Annotated in this window: 18 protein-coding genes; 9 read left to right on the top strand and 9 right to left on the bottom strand. The window is 70.0% G+C overall.

Going from position 1 to position 19,353, the window contains the following annotated elements:
• Positions 1-7 precede the first annotated feature (7 nt).
• Positions 8-499, top strand: coding sequence for an NUDIX domain-containing protein (locus tag ACFYMC_RS18000; protein WP_388525774.1), 492 nt, complete (start codon positions 8-10; stop codon positions 497-499).
• 83 nt (positions 500-582) lie between these two features.
• Here the strand turns inward: ACFYMC_RS18000 and ACFYMC_RS17995 are convergent, their stop codons facing one another.
• The 3 genes from ACFYMC_RS17995 to ACFYMC_RS17985 form a co-directional block, all read right to left on the bottom strand.
• Positions 583-2,088, bottom strand: coding sequence for a DNA-3-methyladenine glycosylase 2 family protein (locus ACFYMC_RS17995; protein ID WP_388525771.1), 1,506 nt, complete (start codon positions 2,086-2,088; stop codon positions 583-585).
• Between the two features lie 143 nt (positions 2,089-2,231).
• Positions 2,232-2,660 carry a hypothetical protein gene (locus tag ACFYMC_RS17990; protein WP_388525768.1) on the bottom strand — a complete coding sequence of 143 codons (429 nt, stop codon included), beginning with the start codon at positions 2,658-2,660 and terminating at the stop codon, positions 2,232-2,234.
• A 127-nt stretch (positions 2,661-2,787) separates the two neighbouring features.
• On the bottom strand, positions 2,788-4,266 hold the full coding sequence (locus tag ACFYMC_RS17985) for a glutamate--cysteine ligase (RefSeq protein ID WP_388525765.1): 1,479 nt from the start codon (positions 4,264-4,266) through the stop codon (positions 2,788-2,790).
• 131 nt (positions 4,267-4,397) lie between these two features.
• Here ACFYMC_RS17985 and ACFYMC_RS17980 point away from each other — a divergent pair, with 131 nt between their 5' ends.
• Positions 4,398-5,246, top strand: coding sequence for a class II glutamine amidotransferase (locus ACFYMC_RS17980; RefSeq protein WP_388525762.1), 849 nt, complete (start codon positions 4,398-4,400; stop codon positions 5,244-5,246).
• Positions 5,247-5,268: 22 nt separating this feature from the next.
• On the opposite strand, the gene ACFYMC_RS17975 is transcribed toward ACFYMC_RS17980, so the two are convergent.
• Together ACFYMC_RS17975 and ACFYMC_RS17970 are read right to left on the bottom strand one after the other, a co-directional pair.
• Positions 5,269-6,690 (bottom strand): phytoene desaturase family protein, encoded by a 1,422-nt coding sequence (locus ACFYMC_RS17975; protein ID WP_388525760.1) that lies wholly within the window; start codon positions 6,688-6,690, stop codon positions 5,269-5,271.
• A gap of 143 nt (positions 6,691-6,833) precedes the next feature.
• Positions 6,834-7,685 (bottom strand): inositol monophosphatase family protein, encoded by an 852-nt coding sequence (locus ACFYMC_RS17970; protein ID WP_388525757.1) that lies wholly within the window; start codon positions 7,683-7,685, stop codon positions 6,834-6,836.
• A gap of 358 nt (positions 7,686-8,043) precedes the next feature.
• On the opposite strand from ACFYMC_RS17970, the gene ACFYMC_RS17965 reads away from it, so the two are divergent.
• From ACFYMC_RS17965 to ACFYMC_RS17945, 5 genes are all read left to right on the top strand, one after another.
• Positions 8,044-9,378, top strand: a complete 1,335-nt coding sequence (locus tag ACFYMC_RS17965) for a phosphoribosyltransferase family protein (RefSeq protein ID WP_388525754.1) — start codon at positions 8,044-8,046, stop codon at positions 9,376-9,378.
• A gap of 260 nt (positions 9,379-9,638) precedes the next feature.
• A complete protein-coding gene (locus ACFYMC_RS17960) occupies positions 9,639-10,502 on the top strand; it encodes a universal stress protein (protein ID WP_388525751.1) in 864 nt (287 codons plus the stop codon).
• Complete coding sequence (locus ACFYMC_RS17955) at positions 10,495-12,099, top strand: AAA family ATPase (protein WP_388525748.1); 1,605 nt, start codon at positions 10,495-10,497, stop codon at positions 12,097-12,099. Before ACFYMC_RS17960 ends, ACFYMC_RS17955 begins: the two co-directional genes overlap by 8 nt.
• Positions 12,092-12,286 carry a hypothetical protein gene (locus tag ACFYMC_RS17950; RefSeq protein WP_388525745.1) on the top strand — a complete coding sequence of 65 codons (195 nt, stop codon included), beginning with the start codon at positions 12,092-12,094 and terminating at the stop codon, positions 12,284-12,286. The genes ACFYMC_RS17955 and ACFYMC_RS17950 overlap by 8 nt, the downstream gene beginning before the upstream one ends.
• 9 nt (positions 12,287-12,295) lie before the next feature.
• A complete protein-coding gene (locus ACFYMC_RS17945) occupies positions 12,296-12,751 on the top strand; it encodes a CBS domain-containing protein (RefSeq protein WP_388525742.1) in 456 nt (151 codons plus the stop codon).
• A 135-nt stretch (positions 12,752-12,886) separates the two neighbouring features.
• Here the strand turns inward: ACFYMC_RS17945 and ACFYMC_RS17940 are convergent, their stop codons facing one another.
• Entirely contained in the window at positions 12,887-15,757 is a 2,871-nt protein-coding gene (locus ACFYMC_RS17940; RefSeq protein ID WP_388525739.1) for a collagen binding domain-containing protein, read from the bottom strand.
• A gap of 347 nt (positions 15,758-16,104) precedes the next feature.
• On the opposite strand from ACFYMC_RS17940, the gene ACFYMC_RS17935 reads away from it, so the two are divergent.
• Both ACFYMC_RS17935 and ACFYMC_RS17930 read left to right on the top strand, forming a co-directional pair.
• Positions 16,105-16,251: a hypothetical protein gene (locus tag ACFYMC_RS17935; protein WP_388525736.1), complete on the top strand. Its 147-nt coding sequence runs from the start codon at positions 16,105-16,107 to the stop codon at positions 16,249-16,251.
• 15 nt (positions 16,252-16,266) lie between these two features.
• Positions 16,267-16,476 carry a hypothetical protein gene (locus tag ACFYMC_RS17930; RefSeq protein WP_388525733.1) on the top strand — a complete coding sequence of 70 codons (210 nt, stop codon included), beginning with the start codon at positions 16,267-16,269 and terminating at the stop codon, positions 16,474-16,476.
• A 19-nt stretch (positions 16,477-16,495) separates the two neighbouring features.
• On the opposite strand, the gene ACFYMC_RS17925 is transcribed toward ACFYMC_RS17930, so the two are convergent.
• The 3 genes from ACFYMC_RS17925 to ACFYMC_RS17915 form a co-directional block, all read right to left on the bottom strand.
• Entirely contained in the window at positions 16,496-17,173 is a 678-nt protein-coding gene (locus tag ACFYMC_RS17925) for a hypothetical protein (protein ID WP_388525730.1), read from the bottom strand.
• Positions 17,174-17,198: 25 nt separating this feature from the next.
• Positions 17,199-17,549, bottom strand: a complete 351-nt coding sequence (locus tag ACFYMC_RS17920) for an FAD-dependent oxidoreductase (RefSeq protein WP_388525727.1) — start codon at positions 17,547-17,549, stop codon at positions 17,199-17,201.
• Positions 17,550-18,314: 765 nt separating this feature from the next.
• A complete protein-coding gene (locus tag ACFYMC_RS17915) occupies positions 18,315-19,331 on the bottom strand; it encodes a TIGR03842 family LLM class F420-dependent oxidoreductase (protein ID WP_388525724.1) in 1,017 nt (338 codons plus the stop codon).
• Positions 19,332-19,353: the final 22 nt, after the last annotated feature.

The raw sequence follows: 19,353 nt of genomic DNA, 5'->3' as shown, positions 1-19,353 counted from the left end.
GGCCGCCATGAGCCCGTCCGACTACACCGTGTACATAGCCGGCCTGCCCAAGGTCCTGGCCGGAGCGGCCGTACTGCTCCGTGACCCTGCTGGCCGCGTCCTGCTCGTGGAGCCCAACTACCGCGAGGGCTGGACGCTTCCGGGCGGGACCATCGAGTCCGATGCGGCCGAGACCCCGCGCCAAGCCGCCGCCAGGGAGACCCTGGAGGAGATCGGTCTCGTCGTGGAGCCCGGCCGTCTGCTCGCCGTGGACTGGTCCTTGGGTGATGGCAGGCCCCCGTTGGTGGCCTACGTGTTTGACGGCGGGGTGCTTGACGGCGGAACTCTCGCCTCCATCAGGCTCCAGGAGGCGGAGCTCCTCTCCTGGAGCCTGGTGGAGGCGGCTGAACTCTGCGACTACCTGCCCGGATCTCTGGCCACCCGGATCAGCGCCGCCTACGCCGCGTTGGTGGGCGGCACCGGCCCCGTGGAGCTGGAGAACGGTGTGGCACCGGCCTGACGGGCCCAGCCGTGGCATGTGGGCCAGGGCGGCGGCCCCCAGGGGGACCGGTGGAGCCGGCCGCACCACGACTACTGCGGGGCTCAGAGCGCACCAGGCGGGCGCGGCGGACGATTGATCGGGTGCTCGTCGGTCGCCCACAAGTACTGGACGGCATAGGCACGCCAGGGTCGCCAGGCCTCGGCCCGGGCCGTCAGGGCGGCCGGGGTCCGGGGCAGATCGAGGCGCTGCGCGGCGCGGCGCACGCCCAGGTCGCAGGCCGGGAACGCATCGGGGTCACCGAGGGCACGCATCGCCACCACCTCGACGGTCCAAGGTCCGAATCCGGCCAGCGCAGAGAGCTGGGCCCGAGCCCGGTCCCAGTCGCCGTCGACGCCCAGGGACAGCGAGCCGTCGGCGAGCGCGTCGATCACGGTGGTGAGGGTTGCGCGTCGGCTGCGGGGTAGGGCGAGGGCGAGTGGGTCCAGCGCGGCCAGGGCCTGCGGAGTGGGGAAGAGGTGAGTGAGCCCTCCATCAGGGTCCTGCACCTGCTCCCCATGGGCACGGACCAGTCGGGCGGCATGGGTACGAGCGGCGGCCGTGGAGACCTGTTGACCGAGGACCGCGCGAACGGCGAACTCCGCGGCGTCCACGGTGCGCGGGACCCGGCGTCCCGGAGCCCGCCGCACCAGCGGTGCCAGCAGCGGGTCCGCGCTCAGCTGGGTGTCCACGGCCTGAGGATCGGCGTCGAGGTCGAGCAGCCGGCGGCACCGGCTGATCGCGCTGGTCAGGTCGCGCAGGTCGGTCAGGGAGAGCCGGCAGCCGATGTGGTCAGGCTGTGGGCTCAGCGCGACGACGCCGGGCCCGTGGGGCAACCGCAGGGTGCGCCGGTAGCAGCCGTCGCGCCACTCCTCCACTCCGGGAACCGCGGTGGCGGCGAGATGCCCGAAGAGGTTGTCCGGGTTCAGGGGCGCACGGTACGGCAGGCGCAGGGCGAGGGCGCCGGGGGCTCGGTGGGGAACGGGAACGCGCCCGCAGGGCATGGGCCCACCAGCCCGTGTCCGAAGCTCACCGGGGGTGAGGGCGAAGACCTGGCGAACGGTTTCGTTGAACGTGCGGACCGAGGAGAAGCCGGCGGCGAAGGCCAGCTCCGCCATGGGCATCTCGGTGGTCTCGATCAGCAGCCGGGCGGTCTGAGCCCGCTGCGCGCGGGCCAGAGCGAGCGGGCCGGCGCCGAGCTCGGCCTGCAACTGGCGTTCGATCTGGCGCGTGGAGTAGCCCAGTCTGGTGGCAAGGCCCGTGACGCCTTCGCGGTCGACGACCCCGTCCCCGATCAGCCGGACCGCTCGGGCCACGGTGTCGGCGCGGGCGTTCCATTCGGGCGAACCGGGGCTGGTGTCCGGGCGGCAGCGTTTGCACGCCCGGAAGCCCGCCTGCTGGCAGGCCGCCGCACTGGGCAGGAAGGTCATGTTCGCGGGTTTCGGCGGCGCCGCCGGGCAACTGGGGCGGCAGTAGATCCGGGTGGTCAGGACGGCCGTGAAGAACCATCCGTCGAATCGGGCGTCCTTGGACTGGACGGCCCGCACGCAGCGCTCGGTATCGGTGTGCACCACCTAAGGATCGGCCGTGCCCGGGCCGGTGGGCTGGCGGATTTTCGACATGGACGTCCGCCGGCCCGGGGTCCACTTGCCTGCGGCACCACGCGTTGGAGGGTGGGTCGGTCGGTGCGCCCAGCCGCCCAGACGGTCCGCCCTCAGCAGTTGAGACCGCTGGCCGCGGCGGACACCGAGCTGTCCAGGGCGTTGATCTGCGGTTGTAGCTCGGTGAGCGCCTGGCTTCCGGTGACGTCGCCGGGTAGGTCCTCATAGGCGTTCTTGAGGTCCTCGGTGGCGTCCTCGACCGCCTGGCTCCGGGTTTCGTCCAAGGTCGCGAGGCTCTCCTTGACATTGGCCCAGTCCTGTTGGACGGCGTCGTTGGCCTCCTTGATCTGGTCCTTCGTGGCGGAGGCCGGATTGAGTGCGCGCAGTGCGGCGCTGTCAGACTTCAGCGTGGTCAGGTTCGTGCACACCTGGGCCGCGGCCTTGCTGGCCTGTTCGGCCGGCGATTCCTCATCGCTGGAGCAGGCGGTGAGGGACAGGGCCACGGTCACGCAGAGCACGCCGGACGCCAGCAGCCGCTTCATGGGCGCAGCCTTTCAAGGAACGGGATGTTTCACGCAAAGCTCGCACATGGGAAAGAGGCCCGCACGCGCCCCGCCGACCCGGACCGCTGAACACACTGATCGGCGGCACCGCCCGACGACCTTGGCCTCACTCCACCGGCCAGGTGTGCACCGGGGCGTTCAGGTGCATGTACGCCAGGTACTGCTGGGTCATCCGGCGCAGCGCCTCATGACGGCCCACCGAGGCGGTGTCGGCGATGCGGCGCAGGACTTCCGACTGCCAGACCGCGCCGTTGCGGGCAGTGACGCAGCGCTGTTCGATCACGCCCAGCAGGGGCTCGCGCCATGCAGTGTCCATGCCGGAGCGTTCCAGTCCCCGATGGGCCATCGGGAGCAGTCGACGCAGAACCAGCTCGACCACCGGCACCTCCCCCATGCCCGGCCAGTACAGCCGGGCATCGATGCCCTCGCGCGCGGCGGTATGCAGTTTGTCCTCGGCGACGGCGAAGGACATGCGCGACCAGACGGGGCGCTCCTCCTCGACGAGGGCGCGGGTGAGGCCGTAGTAGAAGGCGCCGTTGGCGAGGACGTCGGCGACGGTGGGGCCGGCGGGCAGCACCCGGTTCTCCACCCGAAGGTGCGGCCTGCCCTCCACGACGTCGTAGACCGGGCGGTTCCAGCGGTAGATGGTGCCGTTGTGCAGGGTCAGCTCGGCCAACTGGGGTGTCTGCGCGGCGTCGAGCCTCTCCAGGGGTTGTTCCTCCTCGCAGAGCGGGAGCAGGGCGGGGAAGTAGCGCAGGTTCTCCTCGAACAGGTCGAAGACGCTGGTGATCCAGCGTTCGCCGAACCACACCCGTGGGCGTACGCCCTGCACCTTGATCTCCTCTGGACGGGTGTCGGTGGCCTGCTCGAACAGCGGGATGCGGGTTTCGCGCCAGAGTTCCTTGCCGAAGAGGAAGGGCGAGTTGGCCGCCAGGGCGACCTGGACACCCGCGATGGCCTGGGCCGCGTTCCAATATCCCGCGAAGTCCTCCGGCGAGACCTGGAGGTGGAACTGCGTGCTGGTGCAAGCCGCTTCCGGAGTGATGGTGTCCGCGTAGATCCGTAGCCGCTCCACACCGTCGACGGCGATCCGCAGGTCCTCGCCCCGGGCGGCGAACACCTGCTCGTTCAACAAGTGGTAGCGCGGGTTCTCGGAGAGTGCGTGGGCGCCCACGTCCTTCTGCTGGAGGGTGGGCAGGATGCCCACCATGGCGAGGTGGGCTCCGACCTCACAGGCCCTGTTCTCCGCGTGGTTGAGGGCGTCGCGGATTTCCTGCTCCCAGGATTCGGGGCCGCCGGCGATCAGACGGCGCGGTGGCACGTTGACCTCCAGGTTGAAGCGGCCCAGTTCACTGGACCAGGCAGGGTCGGCGATCGCCCGGAGCACGTCGGCGTTGCGCAGGGCCGGCTCGCCCGCTTCGTCCACCAGGTTCAGCTCGATCTCCAGGCCGACCTGTGGCCGCTCCGTGTCGAAGCGGGCCTCGTGCAGCATGCTGGCGAAGGCGTCGAGGCAGGTTTGCATCTTCTCGCGATATCGGCGGCGGTCCTCACGGGTGAACACCAACGCTGGGACATCTCGACCCATCGACCCTCCCGAGTCGCCTCGGCAGCCCTGGGTTCCAGCCTCCCACGACCCGACATAGGGGGCATTACGGAAATCTCTGGTCTAGGCTCGGAGGGCGCACGCCCTCCGTGCGCGGGAAGGGGACGGTGTCCATGTGCCGATGGCTGGCCTATGCGGGAACACCCGTCCTTCTCGACGAGATCCTCTACAAGCCCGCGCACTCGCTGATCGACCAGAGCCTGCACTCGAAGCTCGGCGTGGAGACCACCAACGGCGACGGCTTCGGCGTCGGCTGGTACAGCCAGGCCGATGTCTCGGACGGCGGCTCCCCGGCCGTCTTCCGAGACATCGGTCCGGCCTGGAACAACCGGAACCTGCGCGAGATCGCCTACCACGTGCGCTCCCCGCTGTTCTTCGCCCATGTGCGCGCCTCCACCGGCACCGCCATCCAACAGACCAACTGCCACCCCTTCCGCCACGGCCGGTGGTTGTGGATGCACAACGGCTCGATCACCGACTTCCACCGGCTGCGCCGCGACCTGTGCCTCGCCGTCGACCCGGCGCTCTTCTCCGCCATCGAGGGGTCCACTGACTCCGAGGTGATGTTCTACCTCGCCGTCACCTTCGGGCTGGACCAGGACGTGCCCAGGGCCGTGGCCCGGATGGCGGGCCTCGTCGAACGACTGGGCAAGGAACACGGCGTCCTGAACCCGCTCCAGATGACGATCGCCGTCTCCGACGGCAGGACCCTGTGGGCCTTCCGCTACTCCAGCCACGAGACGGCCCGATCGCTCTTCTACAGCAGCCGTACCGACGCGATCCGCGAACTCCACCCGGACCTGGACTTCCTGCGCGGGGTCTGCGACCAGACGCGGCTCGTGGTGTCGGAGCCGCTGGGCGACCTGCCGGGCGTGTGGAACGAACTACCGGAGGGCAGCTACACGGTGGTTCCCTCCGGCATCGCCGACTACCTCCCGTTCATCCCCGAACCGCTCCCCTGAGGGCGCTTTGCGGGTCAACGGCTCAGGTGGGCCTCTCCTTGAGACGACGCCAGACGGCCTTGGCCGCGTTGTGCCCCGACATCCCGTGTACTCCGGGGCCGGGCGGCGTGGCAGCGGAACACAGGAACACCGCGCGATGGCGGGTGGCGTACGGGAAGGCGGTCAGTGAAGGACGTAGCAGCAGTTGCAGACCCGACGCTGCCCCGCAGGCGATGTCACCGCCCACGTAGTTGGCGTTGCGCGCGGCGAGTTCGGGTGGACCCGCGGTGGCCCGGGCCAATACCAGATCGCGAAAACCAGGGGCGAAACGTTCCAACTGTCGCTCCACGGCCTCGGTCAGATCGCCGCTCCAGCCGTGCGGCACGTGCCCGTAGGCCCAGAAGACGTGCTTGCCCACCGGTGCGCGATCCGGGTCGACCAGGCTGGGCTGAGCCGTGATCAGGAACGGTCTGGTGGGCGCGGTTCCACCGACCGCCTGGCGCAGCGCCCGGTCGATCTCCGCACTGCTCGGGCCGATCTGCACGGTGCCGGCTCGGCGGGCCGCCCGCGCGGTCCACGGCACCGGCCCGTCCAGGGCGTAGTCGATCTTGAACGCGCCCGCGCCGTAGCGAAAGCCCTGGTAGGCCCGCCCCAGCCCGGCGATCCGGGCCAGCGCCGTGGGTGAGGTGTCGAAGACGTAGGCCCGGGCCGGAGGCAGGTCGTCCAGGCGCCGCACCTCGAACCCGGTGTGGACCACTCCCCCGAGGTCCTTCAGGTAACCCGCCAAGGCGTCCGAAATCGACTGGGACCCGCCACGGGCCAGTGGCCACCCGCCCGTGTGCGCGGCGAGGGCGAAGACCAGACCCACCGCGCCCGTGCCGATACCGCCCAGCGGAGCAATCACATGAGCGACCAGTCCCGCGAACAGGGCCCGGGCCCTGTCGTCTCGAAAGCGCCGCATCAGCCAGGTCGACGGCGGCAGACCGGACAGCCCGAAGCGGGCCAGCGTCACCGGGTCGCGGGGCAGCGCGGTCGACGGCAGGGACATGAAGTCCCTCACCAGGGTGTCCCACCTGCCGAGGTAGGGAGCGACCAGGCGACGGTAGGCACCGGCGTCCCTGGAACCGAAGGAGGCGGCGGTCTCGGCGACCGAGCGGGAGAGCACCGCGGCCGTACCGTCGTCGAAGGGGTGCGCCATCGGGAGCGGCGCATGCAGCCACTCCAGTCCGTACCGGTCCAGCGGCATGGTCTTGAACACCGGGGAGGCTGCCCCCAAGGGGTGCACCGCCGAACACGGGTCGTGCCAGAACCCCGGCAACGTGAGTTCCTCGGTCCGCGCTCCGCCGCCCACCGTGCCGCGAGCCTCGAAGACCTCCACCCTCATCCCGCGTCGCGCCAGTTCGACGGCGGCCGTCAGCCCGTTGGGCCCGGCCCCGACGACGACGGCATCAAGGATCGACGACACCTGTCGGCCCCCTTTCACCGGGGCCCGCGTGCTACCGGACCCGTCAGTCCCAGGATATTCCGGCCGCTGATCGGCTCGGCCGGCGAAGACCACACCGTACGCGGTGGCCCGCACCCACCGACCGCCACGGGCCCGGTCGCCCCTCAGACTACGGACGCCCCTCGGTCGCCGCGCAGCAGGTCGCCGATTCGCCCCAGGGTCTCGGCATCCCGCGCCACCACGAACGGCAGCTCGTTGTCCCGATCGACCCGGAACGCCTGCCCGGTCAAGGTGGCCTGCGCGCCACCCGCCTCCGCGACCAGCAGCAACCCCGCGGCGTGATCCCAGGCCGACTGCCACGAGAAGGCCAGGGCGTCCAGGGTGCCGCGGGCCACCCGCAGGTACTCCAGGCCCGCCGCCCCACAAGGGCGCGGGCTTACCCCGGCAACCTGTAGCCCGGCCAGTGCCCGGACCTGGTCCGAATCGATGAAGTCCGGGTGCGAGGTGGCAACTTCGAGGGGTGCGCCGGGCCCGGGCGCACCGGATCGGATGAGCTCGCCGTTCAGTCGGGCCCCCCGTCCGCGCACCGCGGTGGCCATCTCCTCCAGGGCTGGTGCGAAGGTCCAGGAAGCGACCAGCTCGCCACGGTGGGCGAGCGCGACCAGGGTGCAGAAGGCAGGGTCACCGTGGACGAACTGACGGGTGCCGTCGACCGGGTCGACCACCCACACGGGGGCGTCCGCACGCAGCGCCCCGTAGACCGAGGGATCGGCGTGCACGGCCTCCTCACCGACCACCACCGAGCCCGGCAACAGAGCGGTGAGCGCGGCCGTCAGGTGCTCCTCGGCACGCCGGTCGGCGACCGTCACCAGATCGTGCGGGCCGCTCTTCTGGTCCACCTCGTGTGCGGCGAGCTGACGGAACCGCGGCATGATCTCGACGGCGGCGGCCTTGCGGACCGCCTCCTCTACCTGGTCCAGTCCCGTGTCGAGGAAGGTCGTGAGCGTCTCGTCCATTTCATCGATCATGCACCCAGCAAAGCACGCCCCTCCGACGTTCCCACCAAAAGGGTGCGACGGTGGGTGGAATCACGGTGAACTTCCACGACTCCCGCCGGGCGCCGCCCGCGAGGGTCAGCGGTCGATGAGGGCCGGCAGGCCCCGGTTGGCTCCCGCACCCTGCGCACCGGGGGCCATGGTGCCGCTGCGAGCCCTTCTGTGAGGCGCCGAAGCGTGCGCACAAGGGCTACCGCCGACGGCCCGGGCGCCCCCCACCGCGACGGGCGCCCCTGCACGGCCGGAGCGAGTATGGAGGTATGGCGCGCAACACGTGGCCCGCTGCTCCGCCGGGTTTCTCGGGTGAGGAGGCCGCACCGTGTTCTTCGTGGATCGCAGGGACGCCGGCCGACAGCTGGCAGCCCGCTTGAAGCACCTCTCGGGTCTGGACGTCGTGGTGCTGGGGCTGCCACGCGGAGGGGTTCCGGTCGCCGAGGAGGTCGCCGGCGCGCTCGGCGCGACGCTGGACGTCTGCCTGGTTCGAAAGCTGGGCGCGCCGTTCCAACCCGAGCTGGCCATGGGAGCGATCGGTGAGGGCTCGGTCCACGTGATCAACGAGGAGGTGGTGCGCGCCGCGCACATCTCCGGGAGCGAGCTGGCTTCCGCAGAGGCCCGTGAGCGCAAGGTGTTGGAGGCACGCGCCCGTCGATACCGGGGCGGACGAGAACCGATCAGGCTCGACGGCCGCACCGTCCTGGTCGTCGACGACGGCGTCGCGACAGGTTCGACAGCGCGCGCGGCCTGCCAGATCGCCCGTGCCCGCGGCGCCACGCGAGTCGTGCTGGCGGTACCCGTGGCACCCCATGACTGGACCGCGCGGCTGGGGGCTGACGCCGACGAGTTCCTGTGCCTGCACGCTCCACGCAACTTCTACGCAGTCGGTCAGTTCTACGCCGACTTCTCCCAGATCGACGACGACGAGGTCATCGCGTGCTTGGAGGAATCCCTGACCCGGCCGGTGCGCACCCGCCGCAGAGCGGCAGGGCGGGACGTGCCCGAGGACCGGGAGGTGGGGGTGCGGACGGGCTCACTGGTGTTGCGGGGCCAGTTGACGGTGCCCGAGGATGCGCTGGGCATCGTCGTGTTCGCCCATGGCAGCGGCAGCAGCCAGCACAGTCCCCGCAACCGGTTCGTCGCGACGGGCCTGAACCAGGCACGGCTGGGCACCTTGCTGTTCGACCTCCTCACCGAGGAGGAGGAGTTGCACCGGGTCAACGTCTTCGACACGGGCCTGCTCGCCCGACGGCTCACCAACGCCACCGGCTGGCTCCGCGAACAGCCCGAGGCCCAGGGGCGACCCACCGGGTATTTCGGTGCCAGCACCGGGGCAGCAGCCGCGCTCTGGGCAGCAGCCGAACCGGCCGCGCGGATCGCCGCGGTCGTCTCCCGCGGCGGCAGACCGGACCTGGCCGGGGACCGGCTGCCGGCGGTCGCCGCACCGACACTGCTGATCGTCGGAGAGCTGGACCGGCAGGTGCTCGACCTCAACCGCACGGCACAGGCCCGGCTGCGCTGCGAGGAACAGCTCGTGGTCGTGCCCGGCGCCACCCATCTCTTCGAGGAGCCCGGGGCTTTGGACGAGGTCACCGACCTCGCCCGTAGCTGGTTCGTCGACCACATGGCGACGGCGGCCCGCCCCGCCCCGCGCCCCTGAGGGCAGCGGCAGGTCAGGAGCCGGCGTCCGACCAGCACACCAAGGCTCCCGACGGGCTACGCAAAAGCCCTCCGGCCGGACAGAACTGCGTCCAGAGACTGCCCCTGCGCGTCAACCCTGCGCGCCCGGGGCCGGCCCGCATGCGCGCCAGGACGATCTGCGGTAATCCTCGAAGAGGGGGAACCGCGCGCTTCGGCCTGCGGCTGCCGAGCCCGAAGGTCTCGTCCACCCGACGTCGTACGAGACGGAGGAAGTCAGCCATGGATCCAGTCGTCACCGTCGGCCTCGACGGCTCACCCGAAAGCACGGCCGCCGCCTACTGGGCCGCTGACGAGGCGGAGCGCCGCAAGCACGCACTGCGCCTGCTCCACGCCTGGCCCATGCTGGCGCCCGAACCGACCCACGCACCCGCGGAGACCGACCAGAACTACTGGGCGAAACGGCTCGTGCAGCACGCGCAGGCGGAGCTCCAGGCCCGCCATCCGGGACTGACGATCACCGCGGATCTGGTCGCCGACGATGCGCAGAGCGCACTCTTGCAGGCGGCATCGGAGTCCGAGCTGACCGTCCTCGGATCGCTCGGTCCGACCCCCACCGAGAGCTACTTCCTCGGGGCCGTCGGCACGGCCGTCGTGGCCCGAGCAACCCGGCCCGTGGCCCTGGTGCGCCCCGCGGAGACGGCCGGGGCCCCGTCGCCCAGGGGCAACGTCGTCGTCGCGGTCAAGCTGAACGGCCCCTGCGAGGACCTGCTCGCGTTCGCCTTCGACGCCGCCGCGGCACGCGGTACCTCCCTGCTGGTCGTGCACGGCCGGAGCCTTCCTCTCCGCGCGCGCTCGCCTTGGGGCACGGACGAGGACGTCACGAAGGAGATGTCGCAGAAGGCACACCAACAACTGGAGCAGGTCCTTCGCCCATGGCGGGAGAAGTACCCCGGTGTGGAGCCGGCAGATGTCATCCGTCTCGAAAGCCCTGCCGAGGCCGTGATGCGCGCTACCGAGGGAGCCGAGCTGCTGGTCGTCGGCCGACGCAGGCACCGGACCGTACTCGCGCCGCGCCTGGGCCCCGTCACCCAGGCCGCCCTGCACCACGCGCGCTGTCCGGTCGTCGTCGTTCCCCATGAATGAGGCCAGCCACGAGCAGGAGCCGGTCGCAGCTGCGGGTCGGGACGCCCCGTTCGTACTCCGGTCCGACGCTGCACCTGACCCGCACCAGTTCGAGCGGGCGGAACTCCGCGAGACCCATACCGCGGTCGTCTTCTTCGTCGGCGACCGTGCCTACAAGCTCAAGAAGCCGGTCGATCTCGGCTTCCTGGACTACACCACTGTTCAGGGACGGCGGGAGGCCTGCGCGCAGGAGGTCGCTCTCAACCGCCGCTTCGCCCCGGACGTCTACCTGGGGGTGGGCGAGGTCCGGGTGCCGCACACGGCCGAACCCGAGCCGATCGTAGTGATGCGCCGCATGCCGGCGGAGCGCCGGCTGGCCCGGCTCGTACGGGAAGGGGCGGTCGTCGACGACGCCCTGCGGGCCGTTGCGCGGCTGCTCGCCACCCATCACGCCCACGCGGCACGCCATGCGGACGTGGATGCCCAGGGCACCCGGGACGCCTTGGCCTCGCGCTGGGACGCGAGCTTCGGTCAGGTCCGTTCACTGGCCGAGGACGACCGGGTGCGCGAGGACGTGGCACGCATCGAGCAGTTGGCCCTCCGCTACCTCGCGGGTCGCGAGCCGTTGTTCGACTCCCGTATCGCGCAGGGTCGGATCGTGGACGGCCACGGCGACCTGCTCGCCGAAGACATCTTCTGCCTCGACGACGGCCCCCGCGTCCTGGACTGCCTGGAGTTCGACGACCACCTCCGCTACGTCGACGGCCTCGACGACGCAGCCTTCCTCGCCATGGACCTCGAACAGCTCGGCGCCCCGGAATCAGCGGCGTTCTTCCTCGCCCAGTACGGCGAGTACTCCGGCGACTACGCGCCCCCGTCCCTGCGCCACCACTACGTCGCCTACCGCGCCTTCGTCCGGGCGAAGGTCTGCGTGATCCGGGCCGGCCAGGGGGCCCCCGCCGCGGCCGTCGCGGCCCGACGCCTGATCGCGGCAACTCTGGGGCACCTGCGTGCCTCCGTCGTCGGCCTGACCGTCGTGGGAGGGCTACCCGGCAGCGGGAAGTCCACGCTCTGCGGTGCGCTGGCGGACCGCCTCGGCGTCACGTTGCTCAGCAGTGACCGGCTCCGCAAGGAACTCGCGGGCATCCCGGTCGACCAGAGCGCCGCTGCTCCCTACGGCGAGGGCCTGTATACGCCGGAGTGGACCGCCCGGACGTACGCGACCCTGTTGGAGCGCGCGACCACCCTGCTGTCCCGCGGTGAGTCCGTCGTGCTCGACGCCTCCTGGTCGGATTCCGGGCAGCGCGAGGCTGCCCGGCACGTGGCCGAGCGGACCGGTGCCGAACTCGTCGCGCTGCACTGTCAGTCCCCGACCGATACGACGGTGGCACGCCTGCGTGCCCGCGCGGCCGGGGCCTCCGATGCCGACGTCGAAGTGGCGAGGGCCATGGCGGAGCGGGAGGCTGCGTGGCCGGAAGCCGTCAGGGTGGACACCAGCGGCTCCTTGGAGAGCGCGGTCACCCGGGCGCTGACGGCGATCCGTCCACATGGCGCCGGCCAAGCCCCGGTATTCCGCCGGCCCTCCATGGAGCACCAAGAGGACAGGCACGATGACTGAGAACCTCGCTCCCAACGAGCACGAGAGGCTGCGCATCCTTCAGGCCCAGGTGCAGGTGCTGGCCCAGGCCGTGCGAGCACTGGCCGCGGAACTGGAGGAAGTCCCGCGGGAGGAAGAGGACATGGAGACAGAGGCGGCCCGCGGCGCCCGGCTGGCGCACGAGCTCCTGCTCTCCCAAGGACTGTAGGAGAACACGATGAAGGTCTCCGAGCCGATGAGCAGTCCGGCACTGTCCGTCCCGACCGGGACGCCCCTGGGCCAAGTGGCCCGGCAGATGGACGAGTACGCGGTCGGCTCGGTGCTGGTCACGCGGGACGGGACCCTCCACGGCATCGTCACGGACCGCGATCTCACGGTGCGCGCGCTCGCCCGGGGGCTGGACGCCAACGAGCAGGTCGATGCGGTGATGACCTCGCCCGTGATCACGGTGAGCGTCACCGACGACATCCACGAGGCCTACCGGACGTTCCGCAGGACAGGGGTCCGCCGTCTGCCGGTGCTCGATGGGCAAAGGGTCGTGGGTGTCCTGACAGTGGACGACGTCCTCATCGACGTCTTCCAGCGCCTGGCCGACCTGCTCGGCCCGGTCGCATGGGGCGTCCTGGAGGAACCTCCCGGGCCCCCGGCGGGCCCGGGTACGGGTGGAGCCTGAGCTGACCGCCGCACCTGGGCCACCCGCCAGGAGCTGCGGATCGCGATCGTCACCTGGATCGAGCGCACCTACCACCGACACCGGCGCCAGAGACGCCTGGCCCGATTGACCCGTCGAGTACGAGATCCCTTGGTCCTACCTCATACGGCCCTCACCCTTGTCGGGCTCACCGCGCTGGTTGACCAGCACGAGGTGAATACCGTCGCTGGTGTTGTCGACCGTCAGCGTGTGCGGACCACTCACAGGATTGACAGGCAGCCGGTACCCCTCGGGGACCGCGGTCTCCCTCAGGTAGTAGCTACCGAGCGCGAGCCCCGCGAAATCGCATCGTCCCTCGCCGTCGGTGGCGCAGGCAGAACCGATCTTGGTGTCAGAGGCCGTCCCCGTCAGTTGCAGACCGGCGATGTCGTTGGTCTCCCGCCACAGCTCGAAGACCGCACCTCGCAGGGGCCTTCCGGAGACGGCGTCCTTCTTGAGGACGTTGATCCTGCCGTGGACTGTCTGGTTGGTCACAGTGACGCTCAAATGCCGCCCGGAGTCCTTCTCGGTGAGCTGATGCGGACCGCTGACCGCTGGGTCAGGCAGCCGGTACCCGTCCGGGGCCTTGGTCTCCTGCCAGTAGTACGCACCCAGCGGCAGCCCCGTGCTCGTGCAGACGCCGTTGGCTCCGGTCGTGCAGGGGTCTCCCACGCGGGTGTCCGCTTCGGCGCCGGTCGGCTGCAATCCGGCCTGCCCGTTGGTCTCGCGCCACAGCTGGAACACCGCACCCGGCAGCAGGGTGTCGGTTGAGGCATCGCGCTTGACGACGCTCAACCCAACGGTCGGGGGGACGTGGTAGCCGGCGTCGTGGGTGTGGTCGTTCGCGCCTGCGCCGCCGGTGGTCAGTGTCTCTGTTTGGGTGGCCGGGTCCGGGTTGGAGTCCACTGACCGGTTCGGACCGCGCTCCTTCGCCGTCGGGATGAGATCCGAAGCGGCGGGCTTCTCCGGGATGCCTGCTGTATCGGCTGTCGTCACGTCGAAGGTGATCTGGTAGTCGGTGCGCGGCTCGACCTGGAAGTAGTACTCGCCCCGCTCGTTGGTCTTCGTGGTCTGCACGACGGTTCCGGTCTTGTCCTTCAGCGTGACCGTGGCACCGGGGATTGCCTCCTCGCCCGGGTCCTGGATTCCGTCGCGGTCCCGGTCGAACCACACCCGGTTGCCGATCTGTACGGGTGCCTCGTCACACAGCAGCTCCAGATCGCCGAGGCCGTTGGCCTTCCCGAAGGACCCCTGGCCGCCGTCGACCTGGTAGTCGTCCGAGCCCGCGCCGGTGGTGTTGTCGAATTTGCGCACACCACCGGTGAAGATGTCCAGCGGGTCCACGATCGTGGACACCGTCTTCGTGAACCGTGGTGCGAACGCCAGACCTCCTTGGAGCGACTCGCCGAGCTGCCCCAGCGTGGAGTCCGCGTAGTAGTACTCCTTCACACCGTCCTGCTGCGGCGGCGCACTGCCCGGGGTGAAGTGGTTCGGGCAGGCGTCGGACTCGCTGTCCCACACCCAGCCCCCCGTGGTCTTGCACACCCGGATCATGTCGCCCATAGCGGCGAAAAGGGACCGCGGTACGGTGTCGGTGCTGCCTTCTGGCGCGAGTGCCTCGTATCCGGCCTGGTCACCGAGCCTGTCACGGAATCCGAGGATGATCGATCCGTCGCGGTCGAAGACGATGTCGGAGAGCAGCGGCTGGGGGAAGTTTGCCTGCTGGAACCAGGCGTACGGGTCCCAAGTCCGGAGCCAGTGCCGCCAGTGGGTGTCCCCGTCGACAGCTGCGTAGCCCATGCCCCGTTCGAACGCGAGATCGTGCCCGATCACCGTGGAGAAGGTATCTCCCGACAGTTTCAACACGAAGGCCCTCAGGTCCTCGTCCTTTTGAGAGGACTCCGCACTGCACGTGCCCCCTACGTAAACGTCCCCGTCACGCGTTCCGAGACCGTACGGGTGCCAGTCCTCGGCGCCACTGGGACATCCGGGGTCAGGGATCGCAATGACCTGCTTGGGAGTCGCGGCCGGCGTGGCCGGGCCCGCTCCGTCCGTGTCGTACACGTACAGGCTCTTGGACTTCAGGCCGACGGCATAGAGGGTGCGACCGTCGTCAGCAAGGTCGAGATCACCGAGACCCTCCTTGCCGACCGCGTTGTTGATCTCCATTGTGTCGCGGGTCAGGTCCACCGAATGCACGGCGTCACCCGCGTCGGGAACCGTCGCGAACAAGGAGGTCCGCTTGGTCTCGCGGTCGACCAGGTAGATCCCGCCCGGGCCGGCAGGTCCGTACGGCATCAGTCTCTTGGTCAGCGCACCGACGAACAACTGGTCGGTGTCCCTTCGGTGCGCCAGTCCATAGGTGGCGCCGATGTCCTCGAAGGTGGCTTCGTCCACGGGGGCCGGTGAGGTGCCCGTCCGGTCGTATGGCCATGACACGAGCGCCTTGGTCCCCACTGTCCCCGGTGCGCTCTGACGGTAGCAGGGAGTGGCCAGGTCGGGGTTGGCCTGACAGTAGTCCGCCGGGTTGTGGACCCCGGTGAGGACCTCTGCGTCGCCGGTGGTGACATCCACGAACTCGACGAGAGAAGACAACGAGGGCGCAGGGCCACCCGCCTGGGCCGGCCGCAGGAACGACTTGGCAGCCGGGATCAACGCCTCGACGCGGTATCGCCCACCGGCCAGCCCCAGGGCGGCCGGAGAGAGCACGACCTTCCCATCCGCTGCGGTGAGCCCCTGCCCGCTCTTTCCTGATGCGTCGGTAAGCGTCACCGGGATGCCTTCTTCACCGACTTCAAGAGCCGGCGTCCAACTGCCGTCCGAGTCGACATCACGCACGACGGTGACCGTCACACTGCCCTCCGCCCGCGTGACGCCCGCCGCGGACGAAAGTGAGTGGCCAGCCGAGGCGGGCAGCGCGAGCAGTAGGGCCAGCCCCCCCAGCCATCTCCGTTTGCCCAGTCCTGGAACTCTCAGTGCCGCGGTCATGGTCCTCGTTCCTGCCAGAGCTGATATTTCGTCACACACTGCGGCCACCAGCGACCCGGAACCCTCACTCACGTGCACGGAACACCGAGCATCACCCGATCGCACTACACCAGCGGGGTGCCTATATGTCCTTCGTCAAGCCCATGGCCTTCATGCGGTGGCTGGTTCGGGGGTTCGTGTCGTAGAAGGTGCCGTCGCGGAGTATCGGATGCTCCGAGATCTGCCGACTTGGGGTGTGCGTTCGACCAACGGCCGACAGGCGTACTGCTCGGACCTGCTCGTCTGCCGATTCCTCCAGGAGGGAAGGGGCGGCAAGACGATCTGAGAGATGACCGGAGCGGATCTGCGTGCTCAAGCAAGCCCGCCTCTTCGCGGCGGACCCTGACGCACGGATCGAGGTCGTCCCCTGGAACCGAATGCTGGCCTCGTTCGACACGTGGGTGGCGTGGTCCCTGGATCCGGAGCTCCTGGCCGAGGAGCAGCCGTTCCGGTAGATCGACAAGGTGGTGATGACGCCGCAGGACCCCATCCAGGTTCGAGTGAACGCCGAGGCACAACCGGGCCAGAGCGACCGGCCGATCACCTCCCTGCCGTACGAGGACTACCCACTGTGGCGAGACGTGGGGATGCGCGAGCTCACCGAGGACGAGGCGAACGACTTCCTCGACGGCGACGGCCACGAAGCCGGAGAGGACGGCGTCCACGAGTGGGTGAGGTGAACGTGCCCGGCGGGCTCGGTCAGGGGTGTCGGCCTGCGGCGTTCTGGCGGGATTCCGGGCCGGGGCTACCGTTCGCGTGTGTGGGGTGGAGGCGGAAGAGGTAGGCGGCAGCCGGGTGGGTGTAGGCCGCGCCCCTGCCTGCGGCGTGGAGTTGTTCGCGGGTGGGGTGGGGCGGGCGTTTGGGCTGCAGGTAGCGGTCGAGGTCGTCGGTGGTGAGGCGGTAGCGGCCGGAGCGGTGGTGGAGGACGGCGGCGAGCCGGTAGCGGGGGTCGAGGTGAGCGAGGCCGGCGTCGGCGTGGCTGTTGTTGGCCAGGAGCCAGCCCTCGGGGCGCAGGCAGTGGGTGGCGTGTTCGGAGACGGGGCCCGCGTACAGGGAGATCACCAGATCCCACTCGGCCGCGGACAGATCCTTGAGGGTGCGGGTGTAGTCGCCGGGCACGAACGCGATGCGGGGCTGTTGGGGGTAGTGCTTGTGCCGAATGGCGAGCGTGGTGGCGTCCGGGCCCTGGAAGGCCTTTCGGGCGCGGGTGTCAGCGTCGAGGTAGGTGACGTCGGGCCAGCGGTAGGAAGGGGCGAGGTCGAGGTAGCTGCCGGGGTAGAGGACACGGCGGGCTCGGGTGTAGGTGGCGACGGCCTGGTAGAGGGTGGTGCGGTCACCGATGCGGTCGATGTAGTCGGTGAAGTCCTGCTCGGGCACGGAGGGCTCCGGTGGGTCGGGGCCGTCAGGCCAGGTGGGCGAAGTGGATGGCGTCGGCGGCGGCTCCGGCGGCGACGGCGGGGACGGCTCCCTGTTCCCAGGTCCTTGCGGTGAGGTCGCCGGCGGCGTAGAGGCCGGGGATGCTGGTCCGACGGCTGTCGTCCACGGTGACGTAGCCGTCGTCGTCGAGGGCGAGGCCGTGGTTCTTGGCCAGGCGTTCCACGCGGGGGACCTGGCGCTGCGGCTGCGGCCACAGCAGGGTCTGGCGCTTGAGGAGGGTGCCGTCGGCCAGTTCGACGGTGTGCAGGTCGCCGTCGGTGTGGTGCCATGAGCTGCCTCCGAAGGGGCTTGACGGGATCGAATGACCAGTGGTCATACTACTGACCAACGGTCATTCGATCGATTCCATTCCCGTTGGAGGAAATGTGGCTGCCCGACCACAGGTGGGTCGCCAAGGACACGGTCTACCTCTACTTCGGCTCCAAGCGGCGGCGCAGCCGGCGAGGAACCCTTGGGCGCCGCCCCCAACCTGCTCGTCACGCTCCTCGCGCAGAGCCACGCCGCAGGGGAGCTCGACGTCCCCGACCCCGAACTCACCGCCGACTTCCTCACCCACGCCTACACCGGCCCCTGCCACCACACCCAGACTGACACCGACATCACCACCGCCGCCCAAGCCCTCTTCCGCCGCGTCGTCGCGGCCCGCCCACCGATCCCCTGCCGCACTGAACGACGGACTCACTGCGGCAGAACCCCTACGGTGAGCGATATGACGTGCAGCGGGGTCCTTCATCTGCAGGGGCCGTCGCCAGCCGGTCCGCAGCGGCTCCGGCTACCTCCGCCCCGACAGGCCGCGTGCTGGAGGAGTGGGACGACTTCGCTCACGACGTGATGGGCACAGCCCGTGACCTCGTGGCCAGCCCCTCTGCCCACGCCGAGCTCTGGGTGCGCACTCCGCCCAGCCTTGGAGAGAGCAGCATGACCGGGAACTGATCGTCGCCGCCCGGCCACCGATGCGTCGACCACCACGTGAGTGCGGGGGGTCCCGGGCAGTCACCAATCCTCAGGGCCCGGCTGCCTCCGGTCGCTGGCGCCTCGGCACCACGCCATCCGTGAGACATGACGTGCCTGGACAGAACACCTAGTCCCGCAGTGCTGAAATGATGTGCTGCCCGTAGGCGTCGATGGTCGACTCCTTCGCATCGTGCATGTCGTAGACGGCGAACTGGTCGACGCCGAGCCCCTGCAGGTGGCGGAGTTTGGCGATGTGGGCCTCGGCGGGGCCCAACAGGCAGAAGCGGTCGACGATCTCGTCGGGGACGAACTCGGTGGACGAGTTCCCGGCGCGGCCGTGGTGGCTGTAGTCGTAGCTCTGCCGGTCCTTGATGTATGCGGTGAGCTCGCCGGGGACCGCGTCGGAGCCGTCTCCGTAGCGGGCGACGAGATCGGCGACGTGGTTGCCCACCATGCCTCCGAACCAGCGGCACTGGTCGCGGGCGTGGGTCAGGGCCTCGGGTGAGTCGTCGGCGGTGACGTAGGCGGGGGCAGCCACGCAGATGGTGACCTCCGCCGGATCCCTCCCGGCGTCGGTGGCGGCCTGCCGTACGGCCTTGACCATCCACTCGGTGAGGAAGGGGTCGGCGAGTTGGAGGATGAACCCGTCCGCTTTCTGTCCGGCGAGGGCCAGCGCCTTGGGCCCGTACGCCGCCATCCACACCGGCAGGCTGCCGTCCCGCACCCAGGGCAGCCGAACGGGGTTGCCGTTGACCAGGGCCTCACGGCCCTCGGCGAGTTCGCGGATGACGTCGATGGCCTCGCCGAGCCGGGCCAGTGTGTTGGGCTTGCGGCCGGCCACTCGCATCGCGGAGTCGCCGCGGCCGATGCCGCAGACGGTCCGGTTGCCGAACATGTCGTTGAGCGTGGCGAAGGTGGAGGCGGTGACCTCCCACGTGCGGGTTCCGGGGTTGGTGACCATGGGGCCGACCGTCAGCAGCCGGGTGTGTTCGAGGATCTGGCTGTAGATGACGAACGGCTCCTGCCACAGGACGGCGGAGTCGAAGGTCCAGCCGTAGCGGAAGCCGTTGCGTTCGGCGCGGCGCATCAACCCGACCACGGAGGATGCGGGCGGGTCGGTCTGCAGGACGAGTCCGAAGTCCAAGGCGGTGCTCCTAGATCGGCGT

Source organism: Streptomyces sp. NPDC006879 (genome assembly GCF_042869595.1).
GTDB lineage: Bacteria > Actinomycetota > Actinomycetes > Streptomycetales > Streptomycetaceae > Streptomyces.
This window is presented reverse-complemented; position numbering and strand designations above follow the sequence as displayed.